The 20,777-nt window shown below is 30.0% G+C and carries 25 protein-coding genes and 1 tRNA gene; 17 read left to right on the plus strand and 9 right to left on the minus strand.

Annotated features, from left to right (window positions below):
* Nucleotides 1-2 precede the first annotated feature (2 nt).
* The 3 genes from BLU40_RS13385 to BLU40_RS13395 are packed head-to-tail and all read right to left on the minus strand — an operon-like array spanning nucleotide 3 to nucleotide 3,147.
* Nucleotides 3-1,178 carry an efflux RND transporter periplasmic adaptor subunit gene (locus tag BLU40_RS13385; RefSeq protein WP_090124515.1) on the minus strand — a complete coding sequence of 392 codons (1,176 nt, stop codon included), beginning with the start codon at nucleotides 1,176-1,178 and terminating at the stop codon, nucleotides 3-5.
* A gap of 17 nt (nucleotides 1,179-1,195) precedes the next feature.
* Entirely contained in the window at nucleotides 1,196-2,536 is a 1,341-nt protein-coding gene (locus BLU40_RS13390) for a TolC family protein (protein WP_090124518.1), read from the minus strand.
* A gap of 2 nt (nucleotides 2,537-2,538) precedes the next feature.
* Entirely contained in the window at nucleotides 2,539-3,147 is a 609-nt protein-coding gene (locus tag BLU40_RS13395) for a TetR/AcrR family transcriptional regulator (RefSeq protein ID WP_090124521.1), read from the minus strand.
* Nucleotides 3,148-3,301: 154 nt separating this feature from the next.
* On the opposite strand from BLU40_RS13395, the gene BLU40_RS13400 reads away from it, so the two are divergent.
* Entirely contained in the window at nucleotides 3,302-4,270 is a 969-nt protein-coding gene (locus BLU40_RS13400) for a polyprenyl synthetase family protein (RefSeq protein WP_090124525.1), read from the plus strand.
* Nucleotides 4,270-4,614 carry a hypothetical protein gene (locus BLU40_RS13405; protein ID WP_090124528.1) on the plus strand — a complete coding sequence of 115 codons (345 nt, stop codon included), beginning with the start codon at nucleotides 4,270-4,272 and terminating at the stop codon, nucleotides 4,612-4,614. The genes BLU40_RS13400 and BLU40_RS13405 overlap by 1 nt, the downstream gene beginning before the upstream one ends.
* Here BLU40_RS13405 and BLU40_RS13410 read toward each other — a convergent pair.
* Nucleotides 4,598-5,116 carry a hypothetical protein gene (locus BLU40_RS13410; RefSeq protein ID WP_090124531.1) on the minus strand — a complete coding sequence of 173 codons (519 nt, stop codon included), beginning with the start codon at nucleotides 5,114-5,116 and terminating at the stop codon, nucleotides 4,598-4,600. The two genes, BLU40_RS13405 and BLU40_RS13410, sit on opposite strands and share 17 nt — an antisense overlap.
* A 101-nt stretch (nucleotides 5,117-5,217) precedes the next feature.
* Between BLU40_RS13410 and BLU40_RS13415 the strand changes: the two genes are divergently transcribed.
* Together BLU40_RS13415 and BLU40_RS13420 are read left to right on the plus strand one after the other, a co-directional pair.
* A tRNA-Ile gene (locus BLU40_RS13415) sits at nucleotides 5,218-5,291 on the plus strand.
* A gap of 322 nt (nucleotides 5,292-5,613) precedes the next feature.
* On the plus strand, nucleotides 5,614-5,826 hold the full coding sequence (locus BLU40_RS13420) for a PID-CTERM protein-sorting domain-containing protein (protein ID WP_139170970.1): 213 nt from the start codon (nucleotides 5,614-5,616) through the stop codon (nucleotides 5,824-5,826).
* 2 nt (nucleotides 5,827-5,828) lie between these two features.
* Here BLU40_RS13420 and BLU40_RS13425 read toward each other — a convergent pair whose 3' ends face one another.
* A complete protein-coding gene (locus tag BLU40_RS13425; protein WP_090124537.1) occupies nucleotides 5,829-6,413 on the minus strand; it encodes a riboflavin synthase in 585 nt (194 codons plus the stop codon).
* Nucleotides 6,414-6,475: 62 nt separating this feature from the next.
* On the opposite strand from BLU40_RS13425, the gene pdxA reads away from it, so the two are divergent.
* The 7 genes from pdxA (at nucleotide 6,476) to BLU40_RS13460 (ending at nucleotide 11,999) form a co-directional block, all read left to right on the plus strand.
* Complete coding sequence (gene pdxA, locus BLU40_RS13430; protein WP_090124540.1) at nucleotides 6,476-7,519, plus strand: 4-hydroxythreonine-4-phosphate dehydrogenase PdxA; 1,044 nt, start codon at nucleotides 6,476-6,478, stop codon at nucleotides 7,517-7,519.
* 77 nt (nucleotides 7,520-7,596) lie between these two features.
* Nucleotides 7,597-8,148, plus strand: coding sequence for a YceD family protein (locus BLU40_RS13435; RefSeq protein ID WP_090124542.1), 552 nt, complete (start codon nucleotides 7,597-7,599; stop codon nucleotides 8,146-8,148).
* Nucleotides 8,148-8,342: a 50S ribosomal protein L32 gene (gene rpmF / locus BLU40_RS13440; RefSeq protein ID WP_090124543.1), complete on the plus strand. Its 195-nt coding sequence runs from the start codon at nucleotides 8,148-8,150 to the stop codon at nucleotides 8,340-8,342. The genes BLU40_RS13435 and rpmF overlap by 1 nt, the downstream gene beginning before the upstream one ends.
* A gap of 152 nt (nucleotides 8,343-8,494) precedes the next feature.
* On the plus strand, nucleotides 8,495-9,490 hold the full coding sequence (locus tag BLU40_RS13445; RefSeq protein WP_090124546.1) for a beta-ketoacyl-ACP synthase III: 996 nt from the start codon (nucleotides 8,495-8,497) through the stop codon (nucleotides 9,488-9,490).
* A 47-nt stretch (nucleotides 9,491-9,537) separates the two neighbouring features.
* Nucleotides 9,538-10,020, plus strand: coding sequence for an acetyl-CoA carboxylase biotin carboxyl carrier protein (accB, locus tag BLU40_RS13450; RefSeq protein ID WP_090124548.1), 483 nt, complete (start codon nucleotides 9,538-9,540; stop codon nucleotides 10,018-10,020).
* Nucleotides 10,021-10,102: 82 nt separating this feature from the next.
* Nucleotides 10,103-11,449: an acetyl-CoA carboxylase biotin carboxylase subunit gene (gene accC, locus BLU40_RS13455; protein ID WP_090124552.1), complete on the plus strand. Its 1,347-nt coding sequence runs from the start codon at nucleotides 10,103-10,105 to the stop codon at nucleotides 11,447-11,449.
* Nucleotides 11,450-11,534: 85 nt separating this feature from the next.
* On the plus strand, nucleotides 11,535-11,999 hold the full coding sequence (locus BLU40_RS13460) for an Lrp/AsnC ligand binding domain-containing protein (protein WP_090124555.1): 465 nt from the start codon (nucleotides 11,535-11,537) through the stop codon (nucleotides 11,997-11,999).
* A 2-nt stretch (nucleotides 12,000-12,001) separates the two neighbouring features.
* On the opposite strand, the gene BLU40_RS13465 is transcribed toward BLU40_RS13460, so the two are convergent.
* Complete coding sequence (locus tag BLU40_RS13465; RefSeq protein ID WP_090124557.1) at nucleotides 12,002-12,697, minus strand: zinc metallopeptidase; 696 nt, start codon at nucleotides 12,695-12,697, stop codon at nucleotides 12,002-12,004.
* 72 nt (nucleotides 12,698-12,769) lie between these two features.
* On the opposite strand from BLU40_RS13465, the gene BLU40_RS13470 reads away from it, so the two are divergent.
* The 6 genes from BLU40_RS13470 (at nucleotide 12,770) to BLU40_RS13495 (ending at nucleotide 17,207) form a co-directional block, all read left to right on the plus strand.
* On the plus strand, nucleotides 12,770-13,810 hold the full coding sequence (locus BLU40_RS13470; RefSeq protein WP_090124560.1) for an asparaginase: 1,041 nt from the start codon (nucleotides 12,770-12,772) through the stop codon (nucleotides 13,808-13,810).
* A 295-nt stretch (nucleotides 13,811-14,105) separates the two neighbouring features.
* Nucleotides 14,106-14,855, plus strand: coding sequence for a MotA/TolQ/ExbB proton channel family protein (locus BLU40_RS13475; RefSeq protein WP_090124564.1), 750 nt, complete (start codon nucleotides 14,106-14,108; stop codon nucleotides 14,853-14,855).
* Nucleotides 14,856-14,863: 8 nt separating this feature from the next.
* Nucleotides 14,864-15,334, plus strand: coding sequence for a hypothetical protein (locus BLU40_RS13480; protein WP_139170971.1), 471 nt, complete (start codon nucleotides 14,864-14,866; stop codon nucleotides 15,332-15,334).
* Between the two features lie 6 nt (nucleotides 15,335-15,340).
* Nucleotides 15,341-15,961 carry an ExbD/TolR family protein gene (locus BLU40_RS13485; protein ID WP_090124570.1) on the plus strand — a complete coding sequence of 207 codons (621 nt, stop codon included), beginning with the start codon at nucleotides 15,341-15,343 and terminating at the stop codon, nucleotides 15,959-15,961.
* A 12-nt stretch (nucleotides 15,962-15,973) separates the two neighbouring features.
* Entirely contained in the window at nucleotides 15,974-16,444 is a 471-nt protein-coding gene (locus BLU40_RS13490) for an ExbD/TolR family protein (protein ID WP_090124573.1), read from the plus strand.
* A gap of 136 nt (nucleotides 16,445-16,580) precedes the next feature.
* Nucleotides 16,581-17,207, plus strand: a complete 627-nt coding sequence (locus tag BLU40_RS13495; protein WP_175454793.1) for a porin family protein — start codon at nucleotides 16,581-16,583, stop codon at nucleotides 17,205-17,207.
* Here the strand turns inward: BLU40_RS13495 and BLU40_RS13500 are convergent.
* From BLU40_RS13500 to asnS, 3 genes are all read right to left on the minus strand, one after another.
* Complete coding sequence (locus tag BLU40_RS13500; protein ID WP_139170972.1) at nucleotides 17,195-17,614, minus strand: hypothetical protein; 420 nt, start codon at nucleotides 17,612-17,614, stop codon at nucleotides 17,195-17,197. The genes BLU40_RS13495 and BLU40_RS13500 overlap by 13 nt on opposite strands.
* A gap of 190 nt (nucleotides 17,615-17,804) precedes the next feature.
* Nucleotides 17,805-19,262 carry an RNA polymerase factor sigma-54 gene (gene rpoN / locus BLU40_RS13505; protein ID WP_090124581.1) on the minus strand — a complete coding sequence of 486 codons (1,458 nt, stop codon included), beginning with the start codon at nucleotides 19,260-19,262 and terminating at the stop codon, nucleotides 17,805-17,807.
* Between the two features lie 72 nt (nucleotides 19,263-19,334).
* Nucleotides 19,335-20,768 (minus strand): asparagine--tRNA ligase, encoded by a 1,434-nt coding sequence (gene asnS / locus BLU40_RS13510; RefSeq protein ID WP_090124584.1) that lies wholly within the window; start codon nucleotides 20,766-20,768, stop codon nucleotides 19,335-19,337.
* Nucleotides 20,769-20,777: the final 9 nt, after the last annotated feature.

The following is a 20,777-nucleotide window of genomic DNA, read 5'->3' on the forward strand; positions in this document are numbered from 1 at the left end:
GGTTACTTGATATTAATTAATTGTCCGTCTTTAATTGATCTTGCTCCTTCAATAACTATTTTATCTCCCTTTACAAGACCTTTAGTTACCTCAATATAATCTCCTAAAGATTTATCTGTTTCAATAATAGCTTTTTTTGCTATTGTTTTACCATCTTTTTCGATTGCAACGTAAACATATTCCTGTCCATTTCCATTCTCAGAAATAATACTTAACGGAATTAAAAATGCTTTTTCATTGTTGTAGTCGTTTACACTAATTTTTGAAGTTAAATTAGGTTTAATCATTCCGTTTTTATTTGGAACAGCAACTTCTACGGTAAATGAACGATTATTTGGATTAATAAAATTACTAACCTGTCTAATTTCACTTTCTATAGTTTCACCCAGCATTGGTAAATTTACTTTGGCAAGAGTTCCTTTTTTAACACTTTTCAGGTATTTTTCAGGAACTTCTGCTTGTACATACATGCTGTTTAAGTTTACAATTCTAAATAATTGAGAACCAGCGGCTACAATTGATCCTTGATCTGTAATTATATTGTCAATAGTTCCAGAAAAAGGAGCTCTAACGCTTGTTTTTGCAAGTTGTGCTTTTGTTTGATTTAAAGCATTAATTGCAGATTTTGCATTAGTTTCTGCTTGTAAATATTGAATTTCGGAACCTATTTTTTGTTCCCATAATTTCTTTTGACGATCAAAAGTAGTTTGGGCTAAATCTGCTTGAGCTTGTAATTGAGCAACTTGTTGGTTTAAACCACCATCATCAATTTTTGCCAAGGTTTGTCCTTTAGAAACACGTTGACCTTCTTTAACAAAAATACGGCTTAATGTTCCATTATATTCAGAAAGAATAACAACATTTTGTTTTGTTTTAACGTTACCTTGAAATTCTACATAATGTTTAAATAAAGTATCTTTAACACTTATAGCTGTTACGTCAAATGCTTTTGTAATAGTGTCTAATTTTTCTAGCGCTAAGTTTATTCTTTCTAATTTTGTTCTTAATTCAGAATAATCTGTAGTAATTGCTTTTTTAGCTTCTTTTAAGCCTGCTAAATCTTTACTTTCTATTAAAGTTTCAATTTTGTTAGTGTCTATTTTTACTTTTTCGCCACCTCCACAGCTGCTTAAAACTACAGCGAGTGTAATTAGTAGTATGTTTAATTTAGTTCTCATTTTCTTTTTATGTTTTGTTAGTTTAATGGCTTGTTTAGTGCGTTATCTAATGTTGCTTTACTAGCTATTACATTTAGCATAGCTTGTAAATAATTTTGTTGCATTGAATATAATTGACGTTGAGCTTCAGCTAGTTCAAAACTACTTGAAATTCCTTCAACATACTTTATTTGTTGCTTTTTCTCAATGCGATTAGCTAAAGCTAAATTTTGTTTTGAAGTTTCTAATTCTTCAATATTAAAATTATACTCTGTTTTAGCAGATTCTAGGTTTAGCATTAAGTTTTGCTGAGTTTGTGTTAGATTAGTTTTCGCTTTATCTAATTCAATTTTTGCTTGCTGAGTGCTAGCACTTCTTCCTAGGCTACTAAAAATAGGTACGTTTAGGCTTACTCCAAATAAAGAAGAATCAAACCATTGTTGTTCTTTTTTTAGAAAGTCAAAATTTTGACCATATCCAGCGTAACCAAAGTTTACAAAAGCTGAAAGTGAAGGCAGTGCTTTACTTTGTTCTAGTTTTACTAATAATTCGTTTGAACGCTCTGTGTTTTTAGCTATTTTATAATCTATATGATCTTCTATATTGAAGCTTTGAGCAAGAAAATCGTATTCAGAAGATTTTTGTGCTAAATCATTTAATTTATCGGTTAAAGTAGTATTAGTTTTAATGTCTATACCTAACGTAATGTTAAGCATTTGATAAGCCAATTTTGTTAATCTTACAGTTCTAGATAAGTTACTTTTTATTGAGGCCAATGTAATTTTTAATTGTTCAACATCTTCTTCTTCAGTAAAACCATTTTTATACATTTCATTGGTTTCATTTAAAGTTTTTTCAACAGAAATAATGTTGTTTTTTAAAATTTCGATACTTTCTTCACTTAATAAAACATTTCCGTAGGCATTAATTACAGCTTCACGAATACTTAATTCAGTTTTTTCTAATGAATTTTCTGAGATTTGTAAGTAAACCTTTGCCGATTGAAGACCTACAATGTACGAACCATCAAAAATTAATTGGTTTAATGTTGCCGTTGCTGAAATGTTTTGTTTAGTACCAAAGGCAACTTCGGAAAATTCACCTTCTACACCTCCAAAAAATTCAGCAGGAATTAGTGATACTTGTTGTTTTATCCAGTTTTGATAATCAACTGTAGCGCTAATTTGTGGTAAACCTATAGTTGTAGTTTCCCATTTTTGTTTTTTAGCAATATCTATATCTCTATTTGCATTAATAGCAGAATAACTATTTTTTAATGCATAATCTATTGCTTGTTCAAGAGATAACGAAATGCTTTCTTGAGCATTTATTATCAAACTTGCTAGCAAAGCAAAAGTTATTGTGAGTGTTTTTTTCATTATTAATTGTTGTTTAATTTGGCTAATTGTTTTTCTAATTCTTTAATTCCTTTTGGGGTTGAGATTGCTCTCGTGTAAAATTCTAGCACGTCTATTTCTAATTGATTAATTGTGTTTTTTTTGTAAGTGAATAAATTGTCATCGTGTACACTAAAAATAAGGGCAAAGTAAAATCTTGAGACTACAGATTTTTTAATGTTTTTACGGTATAAACCTTCATTAATACCGTTTTCAATATTTCGTACAATGCAAGCTTGAAATTCTTCAAACTCTTTAACCATTACCTTATCATAAGTTTTTGGGTAATATTTTTTTAACTGAAACATTGGGGATTCATCCGAAGTTTGAAGTAAATCTTTAAATATTTTTTTTACTTCAAAGTTTTCCTCTATGGCATTGTGTCCAATAGCGCAAATACAATTAATTTTCTCTAAACATTTTTCGTGAAAGCTAATAATTGCTTGGTCAACTAAATCTTCTTTATTTTTAAAGTGTTTGTACAGTGTTTTTTTAGATATGCCTAAATCGTTGGCAATGTCATCCATAGTAACACTTTTAAAGCCGAATTTTAAAAAAATTTCACCTGTTTTATCTAATATTGTTTCTTTCATGTATTCTTTTTCTGAAAAAATTTGGAGGCAAATGTACAAAAGGAAACTTTAGAAACAAAAAAAGTTTCCTTAGTTTTAACATTTTAATAACATTATAAAGTTTAATTAAAATAATATTATTGAAAAATGTATTTTTACCGCAAAATTAAATTAGATGACTTTAGAGGGGTATAAAGAAGCATTTCTTGAATATTTAAATGAGAAGGTAGTTTTAAAGCAACCAAAAAACTTATACGAACCAATTATATATATATTAGGAATAGGGGGTAAGCGATTGCGACCTGTTTTAACTTTAATGATTTGTGATTTGTTTGGTGGAGATTCAAAAAAATCTTTTGATGCTGCTTTAGCGGTTGAAGTGTTTCATAATTTTACATTAGTACATGATGATATTATGGATAGTGCACCTATTAGAAGAGGTAAAGAAACTGTGCATAAAAAATGGGATGAAAACACAGGGATACTTTCTGGTGATGCTATGATGATTATTGCTTACCAGTGTTTTGAAAGCTACGACGTTCATTTATATAAAAAATTATTAAAGGTTTTTAATAAAACTGCTCTTGAAGTTTGTGAAGGTCAACAATTAGACGTTGATTTTGAAAGTAGAAATGATGTTTCTATAGACGAATATTTGACAATGATAACCAATAAAACATCGGTTTTAATAGCAGCTGCTATGCAAATGGGAGCAATAATTTCGAATGTAGATGATGAGCAAGCAGAAGCAATTTATAACTTTGGTTTAAACCTAGGAATTGCCTTTCAATTACAAGATGATTATTTAGATACTTTTGGAAATGCTGAAACTTTTGGAAAACAAATAGGAGGTGATATTTTAGAGAATAAGAAAACTTACCTATACTTAAAAGCATTACAAGTTAGCAGTGAAAGTGATGCTAAAAACTTAGTCGAATTGTATAATTCAAACATTACTAATGCTGAAAAGGTAAAACATGTAACTCAAATTTTTGAAAACAATAATATTGGAGGTTTAACTAAACAAGCCATCCAGAATTATACAGATAAGGCATTTAAAGATCTTGAAAAGCTTAAAATATCTGATAAGAATAAGAATATTTTAAAAGAGTTTGGTTTAGGTTTAATGAAGCGATCGATATAATGTTTCTTCAACAAAATGCTTTAGCAGTTGTTAATGCCATTATTAAAGAGGATTTATACTTAAAATTAATAGCGCAATTAAATAAAGATTTTTACTTAGCAAATATTGATTTTTCTTTTTCTGAAGAAAATAATGTTGAACCTTTTATTGTTAAGCTGCAAGAAAAAATTTCGAACTTGTTTTATAATAATTACGATTCTTATTTGAATTTAATATATCGTATAGATGTTTCTGAAAAAGAAATGTTGAGGGTTAATGGTAATTCAGAAACTTTTATTACCCAAATAACACTGTTAATTTTAAAAAGAGAAGCACAAAAAGTTTGGTTTAAAAGTAAATTCTAAACACAGGGCTTAATGCTGATGAGTATATTAAATTCTCATTTTTATCAAATAGTAAGTCGTAGCGTAAGCCTACGGCCATTCTACCTGTTACATATTCTGCTCCAAGGTAAAATGCATCTTGCCAGGTAGGTGAATTATTGGTATATCTAAATTTTTGATTAATGTTTAATTTTTCAAACTCTAATGATACCTGAAATTTTTGAATAGGTTTGTATAGCGCTAAAACACTACCTCCAATTAAATTAGTAGTAGATTGTATAGAAGATTTATTTTTAACATAAACATATGTAAAACTAAGACCTGCACTAAATTCATCTGAAAAATTATAAATAGCACTTGGAGAAATAGCTAAAGTTGAGTAATTACTGCCAAAACCAATGTTAAAACCACCTCCAAATTGTACATTGTCAATAAATTTTTTTGGTTCGGATTTGCTATTTTGTGCATTAATTCCAAAATTAATTGAAATAATAAGTGCTAGTAAGTGTATAGTTTTGTGCATTTTAAAAATTTTAAGCTAAAATAATATTTATTTTATAAACTTTTTTTTGAAATAAAATTGTGCGTAAATTAAATATGTGTTACTTTTGCACTCAGATTTTAGGTCTCATAGCTCAGCTGGTTAGAGCACCTGACTCATAATCAGGGGGTCCAAGGTTCGAGCCCTTGTGGGACCACGTCGTAAAATCGTAAGGCCTTGTAAACGTTAAGTTTGCAAGGCTTTTTAAATTTAAGAAGGATAGTAAAAGTAAGTTTTAATAGTGAATTCAATATTTAAAAAAGGGATGAAATTTAAGAGTTTTTCATTTTAATATTCTCATATTATTTAGTTTTTAAATAATTGAAAGATAGTATAATAGGTTGGCTTAAGTTAATATTTGTATTTTTTTTGTAGTTGAGATGGCATATGTTGTAGAATGTTGTTTGTTAAAAAAAAACTACTATATTTGTAATGTATTTACAAAGTGTATATACAGCCCCTTGAAAATGAACCCCAAAATGAAAAAGAAGATTAACATATTATTGTTAAGCTTTAGCTTATTGTGTTTTGCAAAAGGTTATTCGCAAGCAACACCGCCCCAACCACCAATAGGAGGTAAACCTTCAGGACCTGCCAATCCAGGTAATATATTACCCGTAGATGGAGGTTTAACTTATTTAATTATTTCAGGTATAGTTTATGGTGTATATGAGTTAAGAAAAAAGAAGTAATTCTATTTTTCAATTAGCTTAGCTACATATTTTCCTATAACATCAAATTCTAGATTTACAATAGTTCCATTTTTAAATGTATGAAAATTTGTATGTTCTTGAGTGTAAGGTATAATTGCTACAGAAAAACTATTTTTTCTTGAGTTAACAACAGTTAAACTTGTTCCGTTTACAGTAATCGAACCTTTTTCAATTGTAATATTGTTTAAAGAAGTGTCGTATTCAAAAGTGTAAACCCAGCTACCATCTTCTTCTTTTACATTTGTGCAAGTTGCAGTTTGATCAACATGTCCTTGAACTATGTGTCCATCTAATCTAGCACCTAAAATCATTGCGCGCTCTAGGTTTACTTTGTCTCCAATTTTAGCGAAATTAAAGTTAGATTTATCTAAGGTTTCTTTTATTGCAGTAACTGTATATTCGTTTCCGTTAATTTTTACAATAGTTAAACACACACCATTATGAGCAACGCTTTGATCAATTTTTAATTCAGAAGTAAAATTACTTTCAATAGTAATATGAAAGTTGTCTCTATCTTGTTCAATATTTTTTATTATTCCTAGGCTTTCAATAATTCCTGTAAACATAAGTATGTAATTTTATTTGATTACTTTTGATGTTGTAAAATTAAGCATAATAAACTGCATTAATGGATAAAAATAAAAAAATAAAGGTTGGAATTTCTTTAGGAGACCTTAATGGTATAGGAATCGAAATTATACTAAAAACCTTTCAAGATAAGAGAATGTTAGATTTTTGTACTCCAATAATTTTTGGCGCTACTAAAACTATATCTCAATATAAGAAGCAAACAAATATTAATGTTCCATTTAATGGAGTTATGGATATTGAAAAAGCTGTGCCAAGCAAAATTAATATTTTAAATATTTGGAAAGATGAAGTTGCTTTAGAGTTAGGGAAACCAACAGAAGTTTCAGGGCAATATGCCTTTAAATCTTTAGAAGCTGCAACAAATGCATTAGAAAAAGGGGAGATAGATGTTATAGTAACGGCTCCTATTAATAAAGATAATATTCAGTCTGAAGATTTTGCATTTCCAGGTCATACAGAATATTTAGAATCTAAGTTAGAAGGAGAGAGCTTAATGATTTTAATGACTAACGAGTTGAAAATTGGCTTAATTACAGGGCATATCCCAATTTCAGAAGTTTCAAAAGCAGTAACTCCAGAAGTTATTAAAAAGAAAGCAAATATACTGTATAAAACTTTGGTGCAAGATTTTGGTGTTTCAAAACCAAAAATTGCTGTGTTAGGTTTAAATCCACATTGTGGAGATAATGGTGTTATTGGAAATGAGGATGATGAAATTATTAGACCAACTCTTGTTGAAATTCAAAATGAAGGAAAGTTAGTTTACGGACCATATGCGGCAGATAGCTTTTTTGGTTCAGAAAATTATAAAAATTTTGATGGTGTTTTAGCTATGTATCACGATCAAGGTTTAGCACCATTTAAAACATTATCTTTTGGCGAAGGAGTAAACTTTACTGCTGGATTAGAGAAAATTAGAACATCTCCAGACCACGGAACTGCTTACGAATTGGCGGGCAAAAACAAGGCAAATATAAGCTCGTTTAAAGAGGCTGTTTTTACTGCTATTAAATTGTATCAAAAAAGAGAAGAGTATAAAACTTTGACTAAAAACACGTTAAAAACATCTAAGAGAAGGTAATAAGATTAAAATTTTAATATTTATTTATAATAATAAGTATTATTTTATATCTTTGCACGCTCAAATTAAGGTTCGATATGAAAGATTTAAAAAACTTCAACATTCCTTTTGTAGGTCTAAAAGAAGGTGAACATAGGTTTGAGTATGAAATAAATAAAGAGTTCTTTGATTTTTTTGAATACAATGATTTTAATAATTCAAATGTAAATGTTGATATTTCTTTTTTGAAAAAAGCAACAATGTTTGAATTGGAATTTAACTTTACCGGTTGGGTAGAGGTAACTTGTGACGTATCAAATGAGTTATTTCAACAACCTATAGAGAGTAAATTGGATTTAATTGTGAAGTTTGGTAGTGAATTTAATAATGAAAATGAAGAAATTCTAGTATTACCTCATTCTGAACATACATTAAATGTTGCTCAATATATATATGAAGCAATAGTGTTGGCTGTTCCAATTAAAAGAATACATCCAGGAATCGAGGATGGAACATTAAAATCTGAAGTGTTTGATAGGTTAAAAGAATTTGAATTGAAAGAAGAATCTGAACAAGCAGAAGATAATCAGGATATTGATCCTAGATGGAATAAATTAAGAGATATACTAATTGATAAAAAAGACGCGTAATGGCACATCCAAAAAGAAAAATATCAAAAACTAGAAGAGATAAAAGAAGAACTCATTATAAAGCTGTAGCTCCTCAAGTTGCGATTGATCCTACAACAGGTGAAGCTCACTTATACCACAGAGCACACTGGCACGAAGGAAAATTATACTACAGAGGTCAAGTTATAATTGACGCTCAAGAAACTGAAGCTTAATAACTGTAATTTAAGCGATTAAAAACTCTCTTTATGAGAGTTTTTTTATTTTAAAAAACCTTTTTAGGGTAAAAAATGCCATATATGGTTAAATATTAAAAATAAATTTCATTACTTTGAAATTCTTTTTTAGTAGAAAAGTATAATTAATTATGACAAAAATTACCGCAGCAATTACCGCAGTAGGGAAATATCTACCAGATGATGTTTTAACAAATGCAATGTTAGAAAAATTGGTTGATACGAACGATGAATGGATTACTTCACGTACCGGTATTAAAGAAAGAAGAATATTAAAAGGAGAAGGCTTAGGTACCGGTTATATGGCTACTAAAGCAGCTCAAAACTTAATAGAAAAGTCAAATTTAGACCCAAAAGAAATAGATTTAGTGTTGGTTGCAACTGCAACTCCAGATATGCAGGCAGCTGCAGTAGGTGCATTTGTAGCTTCAGAAATAGGAGCCGTAAATGCTTTTGGTTTTGATTTAGAAGCAGCATGTTCTAGTTTTTTATATGGAATGTCTGTAGTTTCTAGTTATATAGAATCAGGTAGGTATAAAAAAGTATTATTGATAGGAGCAGATAAATGCTCTTCAATGATTGATTATACAGATAGAGCCACTTGTATTATTTTTGGTGATGGTGCGGGAGCAGCATTGTTCGAGCCTAACGAAGAAGGTTTAGGGCATCAAGATGAATATTTAAGAAGCGATGGTACAGGTAGAGAGTTTTTACGTGCTAAAGCTGGGGGTTCTATGTATCCTTTAGATAAAGATACTTTTGAAAAAGGAGAGCACTTTATATTTCAAGATGGAAAAACAGTATTTAAAAATGCTGTATCAAATATGGCTGATGTAGCTGTAAAAATTCTAGAAAGAAACAATCTAACTGAAAAGGATGTAAATTGGTTAGCAGCGCATCAAGCAAATAAAAGAATAATTGAAGCAACAGCAAATAGAATCGAAGTTGATAGTTCTAAAGTAATGATGAATATTCAAAATTACGGAAACACAACTTCAGCAACGCTTCCATTATTAATAGCTGATTATGAAAGTCAGCTTAAAAAAGGAGATACAATTATATTTGCCGCATTTGGTGGAGGTTTCACGTGGGGATCTATCTACTTTAAGTGGGCTTATAATTCATAATATATTTAATAAAAAATTAAACAAACCCAAACAAAAACCAATAAATTATGGAATTAAAGGATATTCAAAACCTTATTAAATTTGTAGCCAAATCTGGTGCAAATGAGGTAAAGTTAGAAATGGAGGATATTAAAATTACCATTAAAACTGGACCAGAAAAAACTGAAACTACAATTTTACAACAAGCAGCTCCAATGGCTGTACCGCAAGTGCCAGTTTCTGCTCCTGTAGCATCTCAAATTGAAGAGGTTGCAACAGGAAACACAAGTGAAAAAGAAGAAAATTCAAACTATATAGAAATAACTTCACCAATAATTGGTACGTTCTATAGAAAACCATCTCCAGACAAGCCAATGTTTGTAGAGGTTGGAGATACAGTAAATCCTGACTCTGTAGTGTGTATTATTGAGGCAATGAAATTATTTAACGAAATTGAATCTGAAGTTTCAGGTAAAATTGTTAAAATTTTAATTGAAGATGGAACACCTGTTGAATTTGGTCAGCCTTTATTCTTAGTAGATCCATCATAATGTAAAATCACAATTTTTAATTCTCAAAATTCGATATGTAAATCGAAATTTGTTTTTTGAATGTTGAAAAATTGAAGAATTTATGTTTAAAAAAATATTAATTGCCAATAGAGGTGAAATTGCTTTGCGTGTTATTAGAACATGTAGAGAAATAGGAGTTAAAACTGTAGCTGTTTATTCAACTGCTGATGCCGAAAGTTTACACGTAAGATTTGCAGATGAAGCAGTTTGTATTGGACCTCCGTCTAGTACAGATTCTTACTTAAATATGCAAGCAATTTTAGCTGCAGCTGAAATTACAAATGCAGATGCTATACATCCTGGTTATGGTTTTTTAGCAGAAAATGCTAAATTTTCTAAATTATGTGAAGAGCACGGAATTAAATTTATAGGTGCAACTGATGAAATGATTAGTAGAATGGGAGATAAAGCTTCTGCCAGAGAAACTATGAAGGCTGCAGGTGTGCCAACAATTCCAGGTTCAGAAGGAATTCTTGAAACATTTGAAGAGTGTGAAAAGTTAGCTGACGAAATGGGGTTCCCTGTAATGCTTAAAGCAACTGCCGGAGGTGGTGGTAAAGGAATGAGAGCCGTTTGGGATAGAAAAGATTTGAAAGAATTGTGGGATGGTGCTAGGCAAGAAGCTTTTGCTTGTTTTGGAAATGACGGAATGTATTTAGAGAAATTAATTGAAGAACCGCGTCATATTGAAATTCAAGTTATTGGAGATTCATTTGGTAAAGCGTGTCATTTATCTGAAAGAGATTGTTCTATTCAGCGTCGTCACCAAAAATTAACAGAAGAAGCTCCTTCTCCGTTTATGACTGTTGCTCTTAGAAAGAAAATGGGAGAAGCAGCTGTAAAAGCGGCAGAATATATTAAATATGAAGGTGCTGGTACAGTAGAATTCTTGGTAGATAAGCATAAGAATTTCTATTTTATGGAAATGAATACACGTATTCAAGTTGAGCACCCAATTACGGAACAAGTAATTGATTACGATTTAATTTATGAGCAAATTAAAGTGGCTGCTGGAGTGCCAATTTCAGGAAAAAATTATTTACCAAAATTACATTCGATAGAGTGTAGAATTAATGCTGAAGACCCGTTTAATGGATTTAGACCTTCACCAGGTAAAATAACTGTATTACATACGCCAGGTGGGCATGGTGTTCGTGTAGATTCTCATGTATATGCAGGTTACACTATTCCGCCAAATTACGATTCAATGATTGCTAAATTAATAACTACGGCTCAAACTCGTGAAGAGGCTATAAGTAAAATGAGACGTGCATTAGATGAGTTTGTTATTGAAGGTGTTAAAACAACGATACCTTTCCACAGACAATTAATGGATAATGCTGATTATTTATCAGGAAATTATACTACAAAATTTATGGAAGATTTTGTTTTAGAAGGTAAAGAGTAAGAAAATACAGATAAGATGTTTAATGAAGGATATGAGAAATCATATCCTTTATTTTTTTATATTTACTTTTAAAAGTACATTATAGATGAAAGATAAAAGGTTACGTGTTGATGGTATTGACAAGATAATTCTTAAGCATTTAATGGCCGATGCTCGTACTCCAATTTTAGGTATTGCTCGTCAAATTGGAATATCTGGAGCTGCAATTCATCAAAGATTAAGAAAACTTGAATCTTCAGGTTTAATTAAAGGTTCTAAATTTATTATTAACCCTAAAGCTTTAGGTTATGATACGCTTGCTTTTATTGGTGTTTATCTAGATACTGCGAGTAATTACAATTCAGTTATAAAAAGATTGAAAGAGGTTACCGAGGTTGTTGAAAGTCATTTTACTACTGGTAATTATTCAATTTTTGTAAAAATATTATGTAAAGATAATGAGCATTTAATGTTTTTATTAAACAATAAAATACAATCAATTAAAGGAGTTATTAGAACAGAAACCTTTATCTCGTTAGATCAGCAAATTGATAGGCAAATAAAACCGTAAGGCTATTTTCTTCCTCCCAAAATTCTTAAAGCCCAATATAATAGCATAGCCAAAGATCCTAAAGCGGCAACTAAATAAGTTCTTGCAGCCCATTTTAAGGCATCTTGTGCTCCGTCTTGTTCGGTGCTAGTAAGCATGTTATTTGTTTTTAACCAAGCTAAAGCTCTATTACTAGCATCATATTCTACAGGTAAAGTTATAAAGCTGAAAAGAGTTGCTAACCCCATCATAATTAAACCAGCAAATGCAACATAAAGTCCTAAGCCAGAAGTTTCGGCAGCACCTAGGGCTAGACCACCTATAACTAACCAAATTGAAAATTTAGATGAAATATTTACAACAGGTACTAATTGTGATCTCATAGTTAACCATTTGTATGCTTTTGCATGTTGAACAGCATGGCCAACTTCGTGTGCAGCAACAGCAGCCGCAGCAGTGTTTCGTTGGCTATAAACAACATCACTTAAGTTTACAGTTTTATTTGCTGGGTTGTAGTGATCTGTTAGTTGACCTGCGGTTGAAATTACTTTTACATCATTAATACTGTGATCGCGTAACATTTTTTCGGCTATTTCTTTACCGCTTAGTCCATTTTGTAATTGAACCTTAGAGTATTGTTCAAATTTTCTTTTTAGTTGATTGCTAACTAACCAACTTATTAAAGAGATTGCTCCAATAATAATGTAATAACCAAACATAATTTTCTTTTTTATAGTTAATATTCGATAAATTTACATCATAAATTATTCCAAAACTAGATGTAAGACAAAATGACAAAAATTCCACACATATATTTAATTTATACTGGAGGTACAATAGGTATGGTTAAAGACTTTGAAACTGGAGCGTTAAAAGCTTTCAATTTTGATAAGTTATTAAAACATGTTCCCGAATTAAATCATTTAAATTGTACTATTGATACTTTTTCATTCGATGTTCCAATAGACTCGTCAGATATGGATATTGAAGAATGGGTGTTTATTGCTGAACTTATAGAGAGAAATTATGAAAAATACGATGGTTTTGTGATTTTACATGGGTCAGATACAATGGCCTATACTTCTTCGGCTTTTAGTTTTATGTTTAAAAATTTGGCTAAGCCAATTATATTTACTGGTTCGCAGTTGCCAATTGGAGATTTACGTACCGATGCAAAGGAAAACTTAATTACCTCAATTGAGATTGCAGCAAAGCAAAATAAAGATGGCAAACCTTTAATAAATGAAGTGTGTTTGTATTTTGAGTATAAACTTTATAGAGCAAATAGAACTGTAAAAATGAACGCAGAACATTTTCAAGCTTTTAGTTCGCCTAACTGTTTACCATTGGCGGAAAGTGGTGTTCATTTAAAGTTTAAGAGGCAATTGTTAGAAAAAACTTCAACAGAAAAAAAACTAGAAGTACGAAAAAGGTTTGATAATAATATTGCTGTGCTAAAATTATTTCCTGGAATAACCAAACAAGTAGTTGAAAGTGTTTTAAATATTGAAGGGTTAAAAGGTGTAGTTTTAGAAACATTTGGATCTGGTAATGCAACATCTAAACAATGGTTTTTAGATTTATTACAAGATGCTGTTAATAAAGAAATTAAAATAATAAATGTTACACAATGTGCTGGAGGAAGTGTTATTATGGGTAAATATAATGCTAGTGTTCATTTAGATAAAATGGGTGTAATTAGTGGTTTTGATATAACTTCAGAGTCTGCATTGGTTAAATTAATGTACATGCTTGGAATGAAAGTGCCAAATAATGAGTTTAAAAGTATATTTGAATCACCATTAAGAGGAGAATTGACTATTTTAGAATAAAAAACAAGGTTTAAAGGTTTAAATTGACTATTTTTTAACATATTAATCTTCAATTCTATGATAAATGTTATTGTATTTTTAAAAAATTAATAAATTGTAAAAAAAACACTTAAAGTGTTTCTAAAATTTTAATAACTCAACATTTTTTCGTTACTTGCCATACGCAAAATAGTGGTTTAAAGAAGTAAAGCTATACATATTAAACAATATAGTTTAACTTCCTAAGGATTTATTATTTTGTAAAATAATTTTATATTTAACCCGTTAGAAAAATTAATAAATTAACTATTACACAATGAAAAGAGTATTTACTATCCTTGCAATTACAGGATTAATGTTATTTGGAGCAGCACCTAAGGCAGTAGCACAAGATGCAACCAAAACTGAAAAGGTTGCGGCTGATGCAACAGAAGAAAAAACATTTCACCAAGAATTAAAACAACGTTTTATTGAAGGTGGACCTTTCTTTATGGGAATTGTATTAGTAGCCTTAATTTTAGGTTTAGCAATTGCTATTGAAAGAATTATTTATCTTAACATGGCAACTACAAACACTAAAAAATTAGTAAATAAAGTAGATGATGCTTTAGCTAGTGGTGGTGTAGAAGCTGCAAAAGAAGTTTGTAGAAACACAAAAGGACCTGTTGCTTCAATCTTTTACCAAGGTTTAGACAGAATGGACGAAGGTGTTGACGCGGCTGAAAAAGCGGTTGTTGGATACGGTGGTGTTCAAATGGGATTATTAGAGAAAAACATTTCTTGGTTATCTTTATTTATTGCTTTAGCTCCTATGTTAGGTTTCATGGGTACTGTAATTGGTATGATTGGTGCATTTGATTCAATTCAACAAGCTGGTGATATTTCTCCAACAGTAGTAGCAGGAGGTATTAAAGTAGCATTATTAACTACAGTATTTGGTTTAATTGTTGCAATTATTCTTCAAGTATTTTACAACTACATTATCTCTAAAGTAGATAGTATTGTAAACAACATGGAAGACGCATCAATTTCACTTGTTGACCTTTTGGTTAAACACAAAAAATAATATAAATTATGAGTAAGAAATTTTCAAAAATATTAACTTTAGTAGCTGGGCTAATAGGGTTGATTGGTTTCTACTTCTTCATAAGAATTATGATGGAGGGAGATGAAGCTATCGAAGCTATGCTTGCCGATGATACTATTAAAGATAGCATAGTATCGCCATTTATTACTTTTGCTAAGTTTACATTGATTGCAACAGCTTTACTTGCTGTAGTATTTTCAATTGTAAATATGATTAAAAACCCTCAAGGTTTAAAAACTACCTTAATTGGTGTTGCAGCTTTTGGTGTTATTTTAGCAATTGCTTATATGACTGCTTCTGATGCTGCTGTATTAGATGTTAGTGGTAGAGTATTAGAAAATGGAGAAGCTGGAAGTGTATCAAAATGGGTAAGTACAGGAATTAACTTTAGCGCCCTTTTAGGTGGTGTTGGATTGTTATTCTTTTTAATCGATTTTGGTAGATCATTTGTAAAATAAATTATTATGGCAAGAAGAGAAAATGGAGAAATAAATGCTGGTTCAATGGCAGACATTGCGTTCTTGCTTTTAATATTTTTCTTAGTAACAACAACAATGGATGTTGATTCAGGGATTTCTCGTAAATTACCTGAAAAAAGTCAAGAAAAGCCACAAGATGTTATTGTAAAACAAAAAAATGTTTTAGATATCGTTGTTAACCGAAATAATTTAATTTTGGTTGAAGGAACTGATTTTGTTGATGTAAAAGATATTAAGAAAATCGCAATGGATTTTATTGATAATGGTGGTGGAATTGGAGCTCCTAAAGATGGTAAACCTGGAGAGCCTTGTGATTATTGTCAAGGTGCTAAAGACCCAAATTCATCAGATCATCCAAGTAAAGCAATTATTTCGTTACAAAGTGCTCGTGGAACAACTTATGGTATGTATGTATCTATTCAAAATGAAGTAGAAAAAGCATATAATGAATTAAGAAGCGAATTAGCGAAAAAGCTTTATGGAACTACTTATAGTCAATTATTAAAAGATTATAAAGATAATCCAAGCGAGAGTTTAAAAGCGAAAATTGATAATTTAAAGGGTAAATACCCTCAAATTATCTCGGAACCTGAACCACTAAAATAAGAATATCAGATTATGAGTAAATTTAAAAAGAAGAAAAAAGGCTTACCTGCAATTTCTACTGCATCATTACCTGATATTGTATTTATGTTGTTATTCTTTTTTATGGTATCTACAACAATGCGTGAGACTGACTTATTAATTAAGAAGCCAGCTTTACCAGTTGCAAGTGAAGTAAAAAAATTAGAACATAAAAGTTTGGTAAGTACTATTTATGTAGGTAAATCTAAAGATGGTAAAATATCTGGAGATAAAATACAGGTAAACGATAAAATTATCGATGTTAAAGATGTTCCTAACTTTATTTTTGCTGAAAGAGCTTTACGTAAAGAAGAAGAAGTTAAATTTATGACTACTTCTATTAAAGCTGATAAAGAAGCAAATGTTGGAACAATACTAGATATTAAAGAACAATTAAGAGATATTAATGCTCTTAAAGTTAGTTTCTCTACGTCAAAAGGAAATGACATAAGCGGAAACTTTTAATAAAGTTTTTTAAATCTTTAAATATTAAAAAAGGCAATCATATAATTGATTGCCTTTTTTGTGCTTTATATATTATATTTGTTTTATGGTTAAAAAGCTTTTTTTCATTATTTCAATATTGTTTGTTTGTAATAATTTGTATTCACAGCAAGTAAAAGATAGTATTGATACAAAGTATTTGGAAGATCAAATATATGTTTCGTTTACTTATAACTTGTTATTTAACAAGCCAAAAAATATAGAGCAGAATGGTTTTTCTGGTGGCTTTTCAATTGGTTTTATTAAGGATATACCTTTAAATGAAAAGCGTAATTTTGGTTTAGGTATTGGATTAGGGTATAGTTATAACGCCTATATTCAGGATTTGCAAATAGTAAACAACAATAATACATATACCTTTTCTAAAGCTGAAAATATTAAAACTAATAGACTTAGTACATTTGCTATAGAAATGCCAATAGAGTTCCGCTTTAGAAACTCTACACCTACTAAATACAAGTTTTGGCGCGTTTATGCAGGAGCTAAAATAGCGTATTTATACTCTTCAAGATATAAGTATAGTGGACAAAATGAGGCATATACCATTAAAAAAGGAAAATATTTAAATGATTTAGAATATGGTGCCATGCTAAATGTTGGTTATGACGCTTGGAATTTATACGTATACTACGCGTTAAACTCGCTTTTTAAAGATTCGTATATAGAGAGTGAGGAAATAGAAATGAATGCATTTAATGTAGGTTTGAAGCTTTACATTATGTAGTAAATACCAAATACAATTGCTTGCGAAATAAAACCTAGAAAATAGCCAATAGTTACTTCTTTAACAGTATGCGCTTTAAGAGTTAATCTAGAAGATATTATAAATCCACTTAGTATAAATAATACAATAAAAATTAATATTAGGTTAATTTTAAAGCTGTAACTGAAATACATTAAAAAACCAATTAAACCACTTATACCTATACTATGTAGGCTTGATTTTATTTCTATATGAAGTAGAATATACGTTAAAGCTATTGCTAATCCATATCCAAAATAAAAAAGTGCTAATAAGTCAACAACAGTTGTTTTAAATAGCCAATTACCAATTATTGCACAAATACCAAAAAACAACGTAGTAGGAAACTTGCGTTCTTCTATTGTTGCAATTTGAAAATTTGTGATCATTTTGAGTGATTTTAGCATAAAAAGTAAAACTATTGGAAACACATATGAACCAATAAAAATAACAGTGAGAATTGTGTGTTCTTGAACTTTAAATATATGCTTAGGTATAAAAAGAAAATATATTAAAGCACCAATAATTGGAAAATTTATTGGATGAAAGAAATATGAAATAAACTTTGAAAATTTCATACTAAATCTCTTTACGTAATCTCGCTACAGGTATATCTAATTGTTCTCTGTATTTTGCAACTGTTCTTCGAGCAATAGGATACCCTTTTTCCTTTAATAAGTTAGATAATTTATCATCGGTTAAAGGTTTTCTTTTGTTTTCTTCTTTAATAACAGTTTTTAATATATTTTTTATTTCTCTAGTTGAAACATCCTCTCCTTGTTCATTTTTCATCGATTCAGAGAAGAATTCCTTAATTAATTTAGTTCCGTAAGGTGTTGTTACATATTTACTGTTAGCAACCCTAGAAACTGTTGAAACATCCATATCAATAACATCTGCAATGTCTTTTAATATCATTGGTTTCAATTTACGTTCGTCACCAGTTAAAAAGTACTCTTTTTGATGATGCATTATGGCATTCATATTTAAAAGAAGTGTTTGTTGACGTTGTTTAATAGCGTCAATAAACCACTTTGCAGCATCTAGTTTTTGTTTAATAAACATAACTGCATCTTTTTGAGACTTCGATTTTTCCTTAGAGTCTTTATACCCTAAAAGCATATCGTTATAATCTTTAGAAACATGAAGCTCTGGAGCGTTTCTAGAATTTAGAGTCAGCTCTAATTCCCCTTCAACAATACGTATAGTAAAATCTGGAACAATTTGTTCTGCAATTTTATTGTTACCAACGTAAGATCCACCAGGTTTAGGATTTAATTTTTCAACTTGTTTAATTGCATCCTTTAACTCTTCTTCCGTAATATGGAATTTTTGTAATAGTTTTTTGTAATGCTTTTTAACAAAATGTTCAAACGAAGTTTCTAAAATATCGATTGCAAGATTTCTGCTAGGCTTTTCTTTTTTACGTTTTAATTGAATTAGTAAACATTCTTTTAAATCTCTAGCAGCAACACCAGCAGGATCTAATTGTTGTACTATTTTTAACAATCGTTTTAATTCCTCTTCAGTAGTAAAAACATTTTGTGTAAATGCTAAATCGTCTAAAATATCTAGTAAATCTCTTCTAATGTAACCACTTTCATCAATGCTACCAACTAAAAAATCTGTTATAATTTCTTCGTCTTCAGTTAACCTGTAGGTGTGCATTTGGTTTTTTAAGTACTGTGTAAATGAAGTACCAGATGCATATGGTACTTGCTTGTCATCATCATCTACCGAGTAATTATTACTTTGTGTTTTGTAATTAGGTATTTCATCGTCACTTAAATATTCATCAATATTAATATCTTCTGCATTTATAGAATCATTTCCATCATCATAAGCGTCATCATCTAATTGATTGTTCGCTATTTCTTCAACCTTCTCTTTACCGCTATCTAAAGCAGGATTTTCCTCTAATTCTTGTTTTAAACGTTGTTCAAATGCTTGTGTAGGCAATTGAATCAATTTCATTAATTGAATTTGTTGAGGAGATAATTTTTGAAGTAATTTATATTGTAAACTTTGTTTAAGCATAGATTTTTTTAAGTTATACCGAGGTAAAAATACAAAAAAACATATTACGGTAAATAATATGTTTTTTTAGTTTTAGAACTCTGCGTTTTGTGGCGTTCGTGGATAAGGAATAACATCTCTAATATTACCCATTCCTGTAGAGAATTGAACTAAACGTTCAAAACCTAACCCAAAACCACTATGCTCTGCAGTTCCAAATTTACGTGTATCTATATACCACCAAAGTTCTTTTTCGTCGATATTTAAATCTGAAATTTTTTGTTTTAATACATCTAAACGCTCTTCACGTTGGCTTCCACCAACAATTTCTCCAATACCAGGAAATAGAACATCCATTGCACGTACTGTTTTTCCATCATCATTTAAACGCATGTAAAACGCTTTAATATTTGCAGGATAATCAAATAAAATTACAGGACATTTAAAGTGTTTTTCAACTAAAAAACGTTCGTGCTCACTTTGTAAATCTGCTCCCCATTCGTTAATTGGAAATTGGAATTTTTTCTTTTTGTTTGGTTTGCAATTTCTTAAAATATCAATTGCTTCCGTATAGCTTACACGTTTAAAATTGTTTTCAGCAACAAAGTTTAAACGTTCCAGCAAAGTCATTTCACTACGTTGGTTAGCTGGTTTTGTTTTTTCTTCTTGCGTTAATCTATTATCTAAAAACGCAATATCATCTTTACAATGTTGTAAAACGTATGTAATTACAGATTTTATAAAATCTTCAGCAAGATCCATATTGTCATCTAGATTGTTGAAAGCAACTTCAGGTTCAATCATCCAAAATTCAGATAAATGGCGTGTTGTATTTGAGTTTTCAGCTCTAAATGTTGGGCCAAAAGTATATACTTTACCCAATGCCATTGCATAAGTTTCAGCTTCTAATTGGCCAGAAACAGTAAGGTTAGTTTCTTTTCCGAAGAAATCTTTTTTATAATCTACATTTCCATCTTCATCTTTAGGAACATTATCTAAACCTAAAGTTGAAACTTGAAACATTTCTCCTGCACCTTCAGCATCTGAACCAGTAATAATAGGTGCGTGGAAATTATAGAATCCGTTCTCTGTAAAATATTTATGCACAGCAAATGAAAGAGCCGATCTAACACGCATTACAGCACTAAACGTATTAGTTCTTACACGTAAGTGAGCGTTTTCTCTTAAAAACTCGAAACTGTGTTTTTTTGGTTGAATAGGGTATTCATCTGGATTAGATTCTCCAAGAATTTCTAATTCAGCAACTTTAATTTCAACAGTTTGCCCTTTACCTTGGCTTTCAATTAAAGTTCCTTTTATTGATACTGCTGCTCCAGTAGTAATTTTTTTTAAAATATCTTCAGAAGTATTCTCGAAATCAACAACACATTGTATGTTGTTAATTGTTGAACCATCGTTTAAAGCTATAAATCTATTGGCTCTAAAAGTTCTAACCCAACCTTTAATTTCAACTTCTTGTAAAAACTTATCTGAACTTAAAAGTTCTGCAACATTGCTTGTAATCATCTTTTAAAT

The organism is Lutibacter oricola (genome assembly GCF_900106565.1).
In the GTDB taxonomy this organism is placed as follows: Bacteria; Bacteroidota; Bacteroidia; order Flavobacteriales; family Flavobacteriaceae; genus Lutibacter; species Lutibacter oricola.